The following is a 13,215-nucleotide window of genomic DNA, read 5'->3' on the forward strand; positions in this document are numbered from 1 at the left end:
AGGACCCCGACCATGAGCAAGCCACTCAAGCAAGTCCACCTCGCGGCGCACTTCCCCGGCGTCAACAACACCACCGTGTGGAGCGATCCCGAGGCCGGCAGCCATATCGACTTCGGTTCCTTCGCGCACTTCGCCCGCACGGCGGAGCGCGCCAAGTTCGACTTCCTGTTTCTCGCCGAGGGGCTGCGGCTGCGTGAACAGGGGGGCCAGATCTACGACTTGGACGTCGTCGGGCGCCCCGACACCTTCACCGTCCTGAGCGCGCTCGCCGCCGTCACCGACCGTCTCGGCCTGACCGGCACCATCAACTCCACCTTCAACGAGCCCTATGAGGTGGCCCGCCAGTTCGCCAGCCTCGACCACCTCTCCGACGGGCGCGCCGCCTGGAACGTGGTCACCTCCTGGGACGCCTTCACCGGGGAGAACTTCCGCCGGGGCGGCTTCCTGCCGCAGGAGGAGCGCTATTCGCGGGCCAAGGAGTTCCTGGCCACGGCGAACGAGCTGTTCGACTCCTGGCGCGGCGACGAGATCGCCGCTGACCCGGAGGCGGGTGTCTTCCTGCGGGACGCGAAGGCGGGAAGCTTCGAGCACCGGGGGCAGCACTTCGACGTCCACGGGCAGTTCAACGTTCCGCGCAGCCCGCAGGGCCGACCGGTGATCTTCCAGGCGGGTGACTCGGAGGAGGGCCGGGAGTTCGCGGCCGCGCAGGCGGACGCGATCTTCAGCCGGTACGCGACCCTGGACGAGGGCCGGGCGTTCTACGCCGACGTCAAGGGGCGGCTCGGCCGTTACCGGCGTACCCCCGACGAGCTGCTGATCCTGCCCGCCGCGACCTTCGTCCTCGGCGACACGGACGCGGAGGCCCAGGAGCTGGCCCGGGAGGTACGCCGCCGCCAGGTCAGCGGCGCCACCGCCCTCAAGCATCTGGAGTTCGTCTGGAACCGCGACCTCTCCGGCTACGACCCGGATGGGCCGCTCCCCGACATCGACCCCGACCTGGGCGAACACACCGTGGCCCGGGGCCGCGCCCAGGTCCGGATGTACCGCGACCCGCTCGCCGTCGCCCGGGAGTGGCGGGAGCGCGCGGCCGCCAACAACTGGTCGATCCGGGACCTGGTCATCGAGACCGGCAACCGCCAGTCCTTCGTCGGCTCCCCCGGCACGGTCGCCGAGAAGATCAACGCACTCGTCCAGGCGGACGCCTCCGACGGCTTCATCCTGGTCCCGCACCTCACCCCGGGCGGCCTGGACGTCTTCGCCGACACCGTCGTCCCGCTGCTCCAGGAGCGCGGCGTGCACCGCACCGAGTACGAGGGCACCACACTGCGCGATCACCTCGGGCTCTCCCACCCCGACGTGAGGGAGCAACAGGCTTATGCAGAGGGCCAGTTGCCGGTATCCGCCCACTCCTGAAACGCGCACTCCTGAAACGCACACTCCTAAACGCATACTCCTGAACCGCACCGAGGAGACCTGCCCCATGTCCGACATCCCCCTCTCCGTCCTGGACCTGATACCGATCTCGTCCGGATCCACGGCCAGCGAGGCGCTGCACCGCTCCATCGATCTTGCCCAGCAGGCCGAACGCTTCGGATACGCCCGCTACTGGTTCGCCGAGCACCACCTCAACCCGGGGGTGGCCGGAACCTCGCCCGCCGTGGTGCTCGCCCTGACGGCCTCCGCGACCTCCACCATCCGGCTCGGGTCCGGCGCCGTACAACTCGGCCACCGCACCGCCCTGTCCACGGTCGAGGAGTTCGGGCTGATCGACGCGCTGCACCCCGGGCGCATCGACCTGGGGCTCGGCCGTTCCGGGGGGCGCCCGCCCGGCAGCACTCCTGCCGCGCCGGTGCCGTCGGCGACCCCGGTGGTCGACGGGTTCACCCCGGGCGGCCTGCACATCCCGCCCCGCTTCACCTTCGAGCACCTCCTCGGCTCGCCCCGCGTCGCCCTCCAGCGCACCCTCCTCCAGCAGCCGCACGCCGAATCCCAGGACTACGGCGAGCAGGTCGACGACATCCTGGCCCTCCTCGCCGGTACCTACCGCAGCGCGGACGGCATCGCGGCACGCGCCGTGCCGGGTGAGGGCGCCGACCTGGAACTGTGGATCCTGGGCAGCAGCGGCGGCCTGAGCGCGGAAGTCGCCGGGCGCAACGGGCTGCGTTTCGCAGCGAACTACCACGTCAGTCCCGGCTCGGTACTGGAGGCGGCGGAGGGCTACCGGGCGGCGTTCCAGCCCTCCGACGTACTCGAAAAACCGCATGTCATCGTGTCCGCGGACGTAGTCGTCGCCGAGACCGACGAGGAGGCCCGCGAACTCGCCACCGGCTACGGCCTGTGGGTGCGCAGCATCCGCAATGCCGAGGGGGCGATCGAGTTCCCCACCCCGGACGAGGCACGGGCGCACGCCTGGTCGGACGCGGACCGCGCGCTGGTGCGGGACAGGGTCGACACCCAGTTCGTCGGCTCCCCAGGCCGGGTGGCCGACCAGCTGTCCCGGCTCCAGGAGGCCACCGGAGCCGACGAGTTGCTGATCACCACGATCACCCACGGGCACGCGGAGCGGGTGCGGTCGTACGAGCTGCTGGCGAAGGAGTGGGGCGGGCGCGGGTGAGGGCGTGGGGATACGGGGCGGGTGCGGGTGGCCCTCTTGCAGGTGCGGGGCGGGTGCGGGTGACGCTCGTGCGGGTACGCGGTGGGCGCGTCGGTGTTGTGAGGCGCGTCACCGTCCGGGGCTGCCGGCTCGGGCGTGCGTGATCATGACCGGATGAACTCTCGTTTCCTCGGCATCCCCGAGTTGGCCGAAGTCCCCTCCGTCGCGGTCGTGGTCGATGTGATGCGCGCTTTCACGGTGGCGGCCTGGGCCTTCGGCCAGGGGGCGGAGAGGATCGTTCTCGCCGAGTCGCTGGACGAGGCGCTGGCACTCAAGACCCGCCACCCGGACTGGGTGGCACTCAAGGACGGCCCGCCCGCGCCCGGCTTCGACACCGTGAACTCACCGGGGATGCTGCGGTCCATGGACCTGGGCGGACGGACCGTGGTGCAGAAGACCACGGCGGGGACGGTCGGCGCCCTCGCGGTCAAGGAGGCGTCGCTGGTGCTGTGCGCGGGCTTCGTGGTGGCCGGGGCCACGGCTCGGGTGCTGCGCGCACGCGCGTGCCCGGACGTCACGTTCGTGGTCACCGGCGAGGACGGACGCGCCGACGAGGATCTGGCGTGTGCCCAGTACATCGCCCGGAGGGCTACAGGTACCGGGGCCGATGCGACCGATTTCCTTCGCCGCGCGGGCGAGTCACGCGCCGCCGCCGAACTGGCGGAGGGGGTACGCAAGGGGGTCCACCCCGACGACATCGCGCTCTGCCTCGAACTCGACCGGTTCCCCTTCGCCATGGTGGCGGCCTTGGAGGACTCGCTCATGGTGCTCCGCCGGTACACCGGGCCCTCGTCGGCCGGGCCGTCGCCGTCCGAGGGTGCTTCGGTCTGAGGGCGGCTCCGGTCTGAGGGCGGCTTCGGTCTGAGGGCGGTTTCGGTCCAAGGGATTAGCGGACCGCGTATCCCAGATACGTCACCACCGGGCTGCCCTCCGGTTCGAGCACCATGCCGACCAGCTCCGGCAGTTGCTCGTCGGTGAGGGTGCCGCGCCTGCGGCCTCGGGTCGCGCTGACCAGGCTGCGTACGCTGCGCGGCTTGAAGGACGAGACGTCCTGCGGGGACAGCCCCGCCCGGTCGAGGGCCCTGGCCAGGTCCGCCGGGCGGCGCAAACGTGGGGCGGCGTAGCGGCCGCGGGGCATGATCCGGGTGCCGGGGAAGACCTGGAAGGCGCCCAGGTAGATCAGCCGGGAGACCGGGGTGCGGTTCACCGTGTCGTAGACGAAGGCGCCGCCGGGACGCAGCACGCGCGCCGCCTCGCTGAGCACCGCGTCCGGGCGGCCGGTGATTTCCAGGGTGTCGGCGCAGTACACCAGGTCGAAAGAGGCGTCGGGCAGGGCGAGTTGCTCGGGAGGCGTCGTCAGGTAGGTGATGCCGAGGCCGTCGTCCGCGTCCCGGGCCAGGGCGGTCGCGGCGGGCGAGGGGTCCGCGGCGACGACCGCGAGCCCGAGCCGGGTGAGTGCGCGCGCCAGCAGTCCGCGCCCGCTGCCGAGGACGAGCGCGCGGCCGGCCGGTTTCAGGTCCTGGAGCACGGGACGCAGGTACTCCAGCCGTACGGACTGGAAGGTCAGGGCCCGGATCTGGCGGCCGTCGACGGCGGCGGGGCCGGCCGTGTCGAGTGCGATGCGCGGGGCGGCGGTCATGGCGGGACTCCCTCGACGTACCGGTCAGGTTCCCTGAGTAAACCTAGCATCGGCCAGTTCCCTGAGGGAACCCTTCATCGATACGCTGTGCCGGTGACCCGTACCCCGCTCTCCGACGTCGCCTGCTCGATCGCCCGCGCCACCGACCTGTTCGGCGACGCCTGGACCGCACTGATCATGCGCGACGTCCTGGTCGGCATCCGCCGCTTCGACGAACTGGCCCAGGACCTCGGCCTGTCCCGCAAGGTCCTGGCCGCCCGACTGGCACGCCTGGTCGAGGAGGGCGTCCTGACCCGCGAGCAGTACCGGACCAGACCGCCGCGCGAGGAGTACGTCGCCACGGAGAAGGGCCGCGAGCTCTACCCCGTACTCCTGGCCCTGATGGCCTGGGGCGACAAGTGGTACGCCGAGCCTGCGGGGCCGCCCGCCCGGGTCCGCCACGACACCTGCGGGCACCTCGCCACCCCGGTCGTCGCCTGCGACGCCTGCCGGGAGCCGCTCACGGTGGCCGGCACGACGCAGCTGCCGGGGCCCGGGGGGCGGGTGGGGCCGGGCACGCGTTTGCTGGGGCCGTTGATCGCGGCGCGCGCGGAGTCAGGTGCGGAACCGGGTGCGGAATCGGATTCTTCCGGTTCCGCTCCTTCGTGATCCGTCGTGGTGCGTGTCGCCGCCGGTGGGCCGTCTCCACGGATGGTGGGGTGGGTGCCCGGGCGGTGGAGGTTGTCCGGAGGGGCATTGACCCTGCTCACCGGGTGCCGTGATGCTCGTTGGTGAACATGATCCACATGAATTGGGAGTACCACCCTTGAGGACGAAACTCTTCGCGCTCGGCGGGGCCGCGCTCCTCGCGACGCTGCCGCTGACCGTCAGTGCCGGATCCGCATCGGCCTCGTCCGTGTGCCGGGCCGGTTCGGTGTGCACCTGGACGGGAAACAACTTCGGCGGCACGAAGGCGACCAGCCGTGTGAACCCCTCGCCCGGCTGCAACCCGTGGAGCGGCAAGACCGTTTCCAACCAGACCAAGCGGACGATCCGGGTCTACAGCGACGTGTCGTGCTACGGCCAGTACGTCGACATCAAGCCCAAGAACTGGGCCCAGACCAAGCCGACGTCGAAGATCAAGTCGATCGCGGTGATGGGGCCGTGACCCGGCCTTGACCTGCTGAGTCGCTGACCTTTCGGCGCCTGCCGTCGCGGCCGGTTCCGCACCTCCCGGGGTGCGGCGCCGGCCGTTGTGCGTTCCGGGCTGGGCAGGGTCCGACCGGACGGCCCGGGTGGGGCAGTTGGGGCGGGGCGAAGTGTGGCATACCCCATTTTCGGTGCTGACGGTTCGTCAACAGGTGGTTGTGGGCAGGGAGATACCCGGCACAGTGACAGCATCCCCGCGATAGCCGAACATGCCCCTGACAGGAGTGGTAACGCACCGCTCCCGCACACCGCACCACACCCTGAAGGGGGTGACCAGCGCATGACCAAGCCCGAGAGCGCCGGGGACCAGTACGACGTCGTCATCGGCGGGGCCAGCCTCGCCGGCTGCGCCGCGGCGATCCTGCTCGCCCGGCGCGGTGTCCGCGTCGCACTGCTGGAGCGCAGGTCGGATCCCGAGGCGTACAAGGCGCTGTGCACCCACTCCTTACAGGCACACGCCTATCCGGTGCTGCACGAACTCGGCCTGGTGACCGCTCTCGAAAAGGCCGGCGCGGTGCGCAACGCGGCACGCTGGCACACCCGTTGGGGGTGGATCGAACCGAAGGCGGCGCCGGGGGGACCCGTGCTGCCGTACGGGTACAACATCCGGCGCAGCGTGCTCGATCCGCTGATCAGGAGGCGGGCGGCGGACACCCCGGGAGTGGAACTGCTGCTGGGGCACCAGGTAACGGGGCTGGTCAAGGAGGGCGGGCGCATCGCGGGGGTGCGCGCGTGGACGCCGGAAGGTGAGCGGGAGATCCGGGCCCGGCTGGTGGTCGGTGCCGATGGCAAGGACTCGGCGGTGGCGAAGTTCGCGGGGGTGGCGGCGACGACGTACGAGAACGGGCGGTTCGGCTACCTCGCGCACTACCGCGATCTCCCGCTGCCCCGCGGGATCAGCCACACCTGGTTCCTCGAACCGGACATGGCGTACGCCTTCGTGAACGACGACGGGGTGACGGTGATGGCCGTACTCCCCGACAAGAAGCGCCTGCCGGACTTCCGGGAGGACCTGGAGGGAAGTTTCCTCGACTTCGTCCGGCGGCTTCCCGAGGCACCGCCCATCGAGTCGGCCGAGCGCATCACACAGTTCACAGGCTCGGTCAACTACCCCCTGGTCACCCGCGAGGCGACCGCGCCGGGCCTCGCGCTGATCGGCGACGCGGCACTGACCGGCGACCCGCTGTGGGGCGTGGGATGCGGGTGGGCCCTGGAGTCCGCGAAATGGCTGGCGCAGGCGGTCGCTCCGGCGGTGCGGGCACGCGGGGATGTCGACAAGTCGCTGCTGGTGTACGCGCGCAGACACCGGCGGCAACTGCGCGGTCACCAGGCGATGGCCGTCGACTTCGCCAAGTCCCGTCGGTTCAACCCCATGGAACAGCTGATCTTCTCGGCTGCGGCTCGCGATGCCCGGATGGCACGGCACACGCACCGATTCGCCTCCCGGCTGATCGGGCCGCTGCGCTTTGTGAACCCGGTGGTCCTGGCCAGGGCCTCGGCCATCAACCTGAGGCACCGCAGGAACCGGAGGACGATCGGGGCCTCGGGGCGACTGTCGCGCGCGAAACCGTGAGCGGGTCCACCAGGGAGCCGTCCGCGCGCCCGCCCGCCTGTCCACCCGCCCGTTCGGGAAGCCCGCGCGGAAGCCTCCCGTCCGCAGCTGCGGCGCGCCTATGGTGACCCGCATGACCATGGGGGACGAACTGCTTCTGCTCGCGGTGGGGACCGGCAAACGGCATCCACGGATACGGTCCGACGACCGGTTGCGCATCGCCCTGCGCACCGCGGAGCTGGCCGAACTTGCTCTGGCCGGCCGGATCGACTTCGGCAGCCGCACGATCGAGATCCTCGACTCCGGACCCGTCGAGGACCGCCGTCTCAACAACGTACTGAGTGAACTGGTGCGGACCGTCCCGACTCCGACGCTCCACGACTGGGTGCGGGCGACCCCGCCCTCCCTCACCACCGCGTACCTCTCCCGGTTGCAGGACCAGAAGGCGGTGAAGGCCCGGCGCTGGCGCGACGCGGTCGGACACACGCGGCACGACATCCTCTCCGTCGACGTGAGGCGCCGCCGCACCGTGCTGGACCGGCTCGATGCCGTGGTGCGCTCCGGCCCCGAGGCACCCGCCGCACCGTACGACCACGCCCTGGCGGTGCTCGTCCAGGTGGCGGACGTCGCGTCCGCCGTGTACCCCGGTGTACGGGGCGCCTCGGCGCGCCGTCGCCTGGCCGCCCGTACGGTCGCGACCGGCACCGCCCTCGGAGTTCCCGCGCAGGACGCCGCGTCGTCCGCCGCAGCAGGCGCGGACGTGCCGACCGTCCACATCTACCTGCCCGGGGGAAAGCTCGGGAAGCAGCTCGTCAAGCTGTACCGCGACATCGCCGAAGGCGACCACGGCGGCCAGGGGGCCGACCTGGTGTCGGGCGTGGGCGGCTCATCGGACGACGGTGGTGGCGGGGGCGGGAGCAGCGGCGGGGGCAACGACTGACAGCCTCGGACGGTGTCCCTCGGCGGCGTCCCGTTCCAGGTGCGGGCCTCGGCTTCGGGCGTCGTCAGATCGCCTTGGGCAGGAGGGGTGCCTGGTCCGCCGGTGTCCTGGTGTCGATGCCCCGGCGCTTGGCGCTGCGGGCGATCAACAGGCAGTAGGCGGGGGCGAAGAGGAGTTCCAGGACGAGGGCCTGCCAGGGGGCGTCGGCGGCCGTTCCGGTGTCGGAGAGTTCACCGAGGGCGGCGGCGATGGTGAAGGTCAGGACGTTGTTGGCGGTGTGGATGGCGATGGTCGCTTCGATGCCTCCGGTACGGAGGACCAGCCAGCCCCACCACATCGCGGAGTAGAAGAGCAGCGCGAAACCGGTGCTCTCGCCGAAGCCGTGGGCCAGCGCGAAGAGGAGCGAGGCGACCACGATGCCGGGCCAGGGGTTGCGCAGCCAGGCGCCGAAGGCCTGCACCAGCCAGCCCCGGAAGACGTACTCCTCGGCCGCCGCCTGGAACGGCACCAGCAGCCACAGCACGGCGAGGCTCAGCAGCAGCACCGGCCAGGCCTCGAACTCGACGGCCTCCTCCGCGGCGCCGGCCGGATCTTCGGTCAGGGTGGACCACAGGATCAGCAGCCCCAGCTGAAGCGCCATCAGCGGGAACGCGATCAGGGCACAACGCCCCAGCCAGCCCAGCCGCAGCCTGCCGGTGACCGAGGAGACCGTGCCCGCCGGCCGGTGCCCGAACCAGCGGACGGCGAGCAGCACGGCCGGGATGGCGACCGCGAGCCCGAGCAGGGTGACCGCCTGGTCCGCCAGGGGATTCGCGAACAGCTGCTCGGCGTCCGGGTCGGCGGACTCCAGGCCGAATACGAGCGCCAGGATCCCGCCGACCATGACGACCCCGAGGGACCCGCAGATCACGAAGAGCAGCACCATCAGAATCTCGACGACTCTGCCGCCCGCGCCCTGCCTGCCGTTCCGCGCCTGCTCGTCGTAGCGGGAGCCCGGCGGGGCCGCGGTCACGCCGGGGACGGGCGGCGGTACGGGAGCGGCGGCCCAGCCGTGAGGGGGCGGCGGCCAGCCGGAAGGGGGCGGGGGCGGGGGCCAGCCGGGGGGTGCGTCGGACATGAGGGCCTTCCCGTGGTTCGTGGCTCGGGCGCGTGCTCGTGGCTCGTGGCTCGTGGCTCGTGGCTCGTGGCTCGTGGCTCGAAAGGTGATCATCGGAATTGTGCCCGATGTGGGCTCCGGGCCCGTGCCTCACCCCGGGCCGGAAGCCCGCCCGGACGCCGGGAAGGCGGCGTGGAAGTCGGCGTGGAAGTCGGCTGGGAAGCAGAGCCGGTGGTCAGAGTCGGCGCAGGCGTACCGAGGTGTGGCTGTGGTCGGGGTCCTTGGCGGCGGTGAGCAGCGTGCAAGGGCCCTTCGGCGCGAGTTCCCGCAGGTGGGTGAGGGCTTCGGCGGGGGTTGGCGTGGCGAGTTCGGCTTCGTAGCGCCGGGCGAATTCGTCGTAGTCGTCGCGGTGGCCGTGGAACCACTTGCGCAGTTCGGTCGACGGGGTGACGTCCTTGATCCATGCGTCCAGGTGGGCGTCGTCCTTGGAAATGCCCCGGGGCCACAGGCGGTCGACGAGGATGCGCTGCCCGTCGTCGGGCGCGGGGGCGTCGTAGATCCGGCGCACTCGGACGGGGTGGGAGCGGGAACGGTACGGCGTCACGGGTGCCTCCGATGCGGTACGAGGGCAGGGGGAGTGAGGCCCCCACTGCCCGAGGTTAGGCAGCTAGGCACACATGCGCTTGACGGCGGTCGCTCCCGGCCGGGCTCGGAACTCCACCTCGTGCCCCGCATCGTCGGTGAAGACGGCCTCCGCCTCCGACTTCAGGGTCATCGTGCCGCGCTGAGTGGGGTTGCCCCATCCCTCGGGCGGGTTGCCCGAACCGTCGGAGAGCGGAGTCACGGCTTCGAAGTAGGCCGAGCCGATGACGGCCTCGTCGATTCCGCAGTGCGTGAGGAGGTCGAAGGGCATCACCCGGCCGGGCACTGCCGACGGGGCGGCCCCGCCCTCCGCACCGGCCCTGGCACAGCCGGTGAGTGCGCCTGCGGCCAGTACGGCGACGAGGAAGAACGTCCCAGCTCTCACGGTCATGGCGCTGTGACGCCCCGGACGAGTACGGGGTTTCCTCGGCCGCCGCCGCGGGCACGCCACCCACCGCAAAGGGGCCACCATGGGCAGGAGCCCGGTGCGCTGTCATCGTGGGGGCATGTTGAAGCCCGCTTCCGTCACTCCTGACGCGCCCGTTTCCATCCGTAGCCCGTTGCTGACGCAGCAGTGGCTCGATCTGGCCTTTGTGCACTGGGCGGTGGCGCCGGAGCTGGTGGCAGGGCTGTTGCCACGCGGGACCGTTCCCGATACGCACGAGGGCCTGACGTACGTCGGGCTCGTCGCGTTTCGGATGCATCGGGTGGGGTGGCTGGGGCTGCCCGGGGTGCCGTACCTCGGGACCTTCCCGGAGACCAATGTGCGGCTGTACTCGGTGGACGCGCACGGGCGGCGTGGGGTGGTCTTCCGGTCCATGGACGCTTCGCGGCTGATTCCGGTGGTGATGGGGCGGGTGGGGTTCCGGTTGCCGTATCTGTGGTCCCGGATGGCGGTCCGGAGGGAGGGCGACACGGTGACGTACACCAGCTCCCGTCGCTGGCCGGGTCCGCGCGGCGCCCGCACCCGGATCGGCCTGCGGATCGGTGACGTCATCGAGGAACCAACGGAGTTGGAGCACTTTCTCACCGCCCGGTGGGGGATGCACAACGCGTTCTTCGGCGGGGCCGCGTATCTGCCCAACCACCATCCACGCTGGCCGCTGCACCGGGCCGAACTGCTGGCCTGCGAGGAGAACCTGATCGCGGCGGCGGGCCTGCCCGAACCGGCCGGGGCCCCGGTGAGCGTGCTGTATTCGCCAGGAGTGCCGGTACGGCTCGGACGGCCGGCACGACCGGCGGGCATTCCGACGCCTTGAGAGCCGCCCCCCTCAACCGAACTCCCCGCGACCCCGGGGCCTGCCCGAAGGCAGCAACAGTGCGGGCAGCAGGCCGAGGGCGGCGAGTGCGGCCAGGGCAGGGAGGGCGGGGCCCATCGTCGCGCCCGGGGCGGGGGTGATGGCCGGGGTGAGGCCGGCGGCGACGGCGATGCCGAGGGTGGGGCCGATGTTCATGGCGGTCTGCTTGAGGCCGCCGACGACTCCGGCGTACTCGGGCGGTGCGTCGCCGACGACGGTTCCGGTGGCGGTGACCATCACGGTGGTGAATCCGGCGCCGAGGGCGGCGAAGGCGATGCCGGTGGCCGGCCAGGGGCTGTCCCGGCCGAGCTGCGAGAGGCCCAACAGGGCGAGTACGACGAGGATTTGACCCGTGAGTGCGGTACGTCGCGCCCCGTACCGACGCAGCATCGAGCCCGCGACGGGCGCACCGAGGACCATCAGCGCGGTCAACGGCAGGACCCGCAGACCGGTGGCGAGCGGGTCGAGCCCGAGGCCGTCCTTGTCCTGGAGGAAGAAGGTGGCCACGAAGAGCGCACCGAACAGCCCGCCCGCGGTGGCCAGCAGGATGCCCATCGACGCCATGACCGGTACCGAACGCGCCACGGCGGGCGGCACGATCGGCTGTGCGGTACGGCGTTCGAACCCCACCAGCGCCGCTCCGAGCACCGCGACGAGCAGGAATCCGAGCAGGGTCGGCGCACCGCCCCAGCCGTACTCCGGTACGCCGGACAGGGTGTGCACCAGCGCGGCGAGCGTGCCCGCGCACAGGGCCGCGGCACCGAGGCCGAACGGCCGGAAGGCGGCCCGTGCGGACTCGGCGCCCGTGTCCGGGACCCGGACCGCGAGGGTGAGCCCGGCGATGGCGAGCGCGACCGGGACATTGATCAGGAACACGGCCCGCCAGCCGAATTGCGCGACGAGCACTCCCCCGAGCACCGGCCCGGTCCCCGCGGCCACTCCGATCGCACTGGTACGCAGCGCGATCGCCTTCCCCAGCCGCTCGGCCGGATACACCAGCCGCAGCAGCGCGAGGGTGGCCGGTTGCAGCAGCGCACCGCACACCCCTTGTGCGATGCGCAGCCCGATCACCCAGCCGATGCCGGGCGCCAGCGCGATGCCCGCCGAGGTCGCCCCGAAGCCGAGCACCCCGACGAACAGCAGCCGCTTGTGCCCGTACCGGTCCCCCAGCCGTCCGGCGATGACCAGGAACGCGGCCACCGCCAGCAGATAGCCGGTACTCGTCCACTGCACCTGGGTCACGCTCGCCCGCAGGTCCCGCCGCAGATCGGGCTGCGCGACGAGCAGGACCGTTCCGTCGAGCGCGACGATCATCGCCCCGGTCACACTGGCGAGCAGGGCGGTGCGGGGGCGGGCGGGCGCGGTCGGCGGGGATACGGTCACGGGCTCACCGGCCCGAGGTGGGCGTCCAGTACTGCCCCGACGAGCCGGTCGAGCTGCTCCTCCTCGCTCGCCTTCCCCAAGTCGGCCGATCCCAGGGCGAGTTGCAGGCTCCCCCAGGCCCACAGCTGGGCCATGCCGTGCAGATTGGCCCACAGGGCCAGGGCGGTCACGGCAGCGGGCGGTGCACCCTTCCTCCCGGAATCCGCCGAGTCTCCCGACTCCGCAGACCCCTCCAGCTCCGCAGACCCCTCCGACGTACCCGTGACGAGCCCGACCAGCTCCACCAGGTACGCGAACATCGGCAGCGTCGACTCACGCAGCCGTGGCAGCGGGGAGCCGTGCGCCTCACTGTCGAGCAGGTCGTGGCGGAACATCAGCTCGAACATCCCGCGGTGCTCCAGCGCATGGCGGAGATACGTCCGTGAAAGCAGCCGCACCTGTTCACGCGGCGAGACCACCCCACTCAGCGCGGCTTCGCACCGGGCTTCCAGATCGGCGAACCCCCGGCGCGCGATCGCGGCGAGCAGCGAATGGTGCGTGGGGAAGTACCGGCGCGGCGCCCCGTGCGAGACACCCGCCCGCCGGGCGATTTCCCGGAGCCCGAGCGAGGCGGCCCCCTCGGTCATGACGAGGTCCACCCCGGCGTCGACGAGGCGCTCCCGGAGGGAGTTCTCACTAGCCATAGACAGTGTCTACCAGAACACCGTAGACACCGTCTACCACATCTACGACCCATCTTGTTGCATCTAGATGGTTACCGATATATCGTTACGACAGTCGGTAACGAAATACCGGCGATTACCTGAACACCATCGAAGGAGTTC

Annotated in this window: 14 protein-coding genes; 8 read left to right on the top strand and 6 right to left on the bottom strand. The window is 71.4% G+C overall.

Annotation, left to right across the window (positions count from 1 at the left end; all coding sequences use genetic code 11):
* The first annotated feature begins 12 nt into the window (after positions 1 to 12).
* The 3 genes from ACIA73_RS01035 (at position 13) to ACIA73_RS01045 (ending at position 3,484) form a co-directional block, all read left to right on the top strand.
* The gene (locus ACIA73_RS01035; RefSeq protein ID WP_399436097.1) at positions 13 to 1,413 is read left to right on the top strand and encodes an NtaA/DmoA family FMN-dependent monooxygenase; all 1,401 of its coding nucleotides are present in this window, start codon (positions 13 to 15) and stop codon (positions 1,411 to 1,413) included.
* Positions 1,414 to 1,480: 67 nt separating this feature from the next.
* Positions 1,481 to 2,614: an LLM class flavin-dependent oxidoreductase gene (locus tag ACIA73_RS01040; RefSeq protein ID WP_399436098.1), complete on the top strand. Its 1,134-nt coding sequence runs from the start codon at positions 1,481 to 1,483 to the stop codon at positions 2,612 to 2,614.
* A gap of 153 nt (positions 2,615 to 2,767) precedes the next feature.
* The gene (locus ACIA73_RS01045; RefSeq protein WP_399436099.1) at positions 2,768 to 3,484 is read left to right on the top strand and encodes a 2-phosphosulfolactate phosphatase; all 717 of its coding nucleotides are present in this window, start codon (positions 2,768 to 2,770) and stop codon (positions 3,482 to 3,484) included.
* 55 nt (positions 3,485 to 3,539) lie between these two features.
* Here ACIA73_RS01045 and ACIA73_RS01050 read toward each other — a convergent pair whose 3' ends face one another.
* Positions 3,540 to 4,292, bottom strand: coding sequence for a class I SAM-dependent methyltransferase (locus ACIA73_RS01050; protein WP_399436100.1), 753 nt, complete (start codon positions 4,290 to 4,292; stop codon positions 3,540 to 3,542).
* Positions 4,293 to 4,385: 93 nt separating this feature from the next.
* On the opposite strand from ACIA73_RS01050, the gene ACIA73_RS01055 reads away from it, so the two are divergent.
* The 4 genes from ACIA73_RS01055 (at position 4,386) to ACIA73_RS01070 (ending at position 7,972) form a co-directional block, all read left to right on the top strand.
* Positions 4,386 to 4,940: a winged helix-turn-helix transcriptional regulator gene (locus ACIA73_RS01055; RefSeq protein ID WP_399436101.1), complete on the top strand. Its 555-nt coding sequence runs from the start codon at positions 4,386 to 4,388 to the stop codon at positions 4,938 to 4,940.
* A gap of 157 nt (positions 4,941 to 5,097) precedes the next feature.
* The gene (locus tag ACIA73_RS01060) at positions 5,098 to 5,439 is read left to right on the top strand and encodes a peptidase inhibitor family I36 protein (RefSeq protein WP_399436102.1); all 342 of its coding nucleotides are present in this window, start codon (positions 5,098 to 5,100) and stop codon (positions 5,437 to 5,439) included.
* Between the two features lie 321 nt (positions 5,440 to 5,760).
* Entirely contained in the window at positions 5,761 to 7,053 is a 1,293-nt protein-coding gene (locus ACIA73_RS01065) for an NAD(P)/FAD-dependent oxidoreductase (RefSeq protein WP_399436103.1), read from the top strand.
* Positions 7,054 to 7,165: 112 nt separating this feature from the next.
* Positions 7,166 to 7,972, top strand: coding sequence for a GPP34 family phosphoprotein (locus tag ACIA73_RS01070; RefSeq protein WP_399436105.1), 807 nt, complete (start codon positions 7,166 to 7,168; stop codon positions 7,970 to 7,972).
* 64 nt (positions 7,973 to 8,036) lie between these two features.
* Here the strand turns inward: ACIA73_RS01070 and ACIA73_RS01075 are convergent, their stop codons facing one another.
* The 3 genes from ACIA73_RS01075 to ACIA73_RS01085 all read right to left on the bottom strand — a co-directional run bounded on the left by ACIA73_RS01075 (position 8,037) and on the right by ACIA73_RS01085 (position 10,101).
* Positions 8,037 to 9,089 (bottom strand): lysostaphin resistance A-like protein, encoded by a 1,053-nt coding sequence (locus ACIA73_RS01075; protein WP_399436106.1) that lies wholly within the window; start codon positions 9,087 to 9,089, stop codon positions 8,037 to 8,039.
* A gap of 214 nt (positions 9,090 to 9,303) precedes the next feature.
* Positions 9,304 to 9,672, bottom strand: coding sequence for a DUF488 domain-containing protein (locus ACIA73_RS01080; protein ID WP_399436107.1), 369 nt, complete (start codon positions 9,670 to 9,672; stop codon positions 9,304 to 9,306).
* A 63-nt stretch (positions 9,673 to 9,735) separates the two neighbouring features.
* Positions 9,736 to 10,101 (bottom strand): hypothetical protein, encoded by a 366-nt coding sequence (locus tag ACIA73_RS01085; protein WP_399436108.1) that lies wholly within the window; start codon positions 10,099 to 10,101, stop codon positions 9,736 to 9,738.
* Between the two features lie 115 nt (positions 10,102 to 10,216).
* Between ACIA73_RS01085 and ACIA73_RS01090 the strand changes: the two genes are divergently transcribed.
* Positions 10,217 to 10,969 carry a YqjF family protein gene (locus ACIA73_RS01090; RefSeq protein ID WP_399436109.1) on the top strand — a complete coding sequence of 251 codons (753 nt, stop codon included), beginning with the start codon at positions 10,217 to 10,219 and terminating at the stop codon, positions 10,967 to 10,969.
* A gap of 12 nt (positions 10,970 to 10,981) precedes the next feature.
* Here ACIA73_RS01090 and ACIA73_RS01095 read toward each other — a convergent pair whose 3' ends face one another.
* Entirely contained in the window at positions 10,982 to 12,322 is a 1,341-nt protein-coding gene (locus tag ACIA73_RS01095) for an MFS transporter (protein ID WP_399436735.1), read from the bottom strand.
* A gap of 65 nt (positions 12,323 to 12,387) precedes the next feature.
* Positions 12,388 to 13,074, bottom strand: coding sequence for a TetR/AcrR family transcriptional regulator (locus ACIA73_RS01100; RefSeq protein ID WP_399436110.1), 687 nt, complete (start codon positions 13,072 to 13,074; stop codon positions 12,388 to 12,390).
* Positions 13,075 to 13,215: the final 141 nt, after the last annotated feature.

The organism is Streptomyces sp. NPDC051561, assembly GCF_044454195.1.
Taxonomy (GTDB): domain Bacteria; phylum Actinomycetota; class Actinomycetes; order Streptomycetales; family Streptomycetaceae; genus Streptomyces.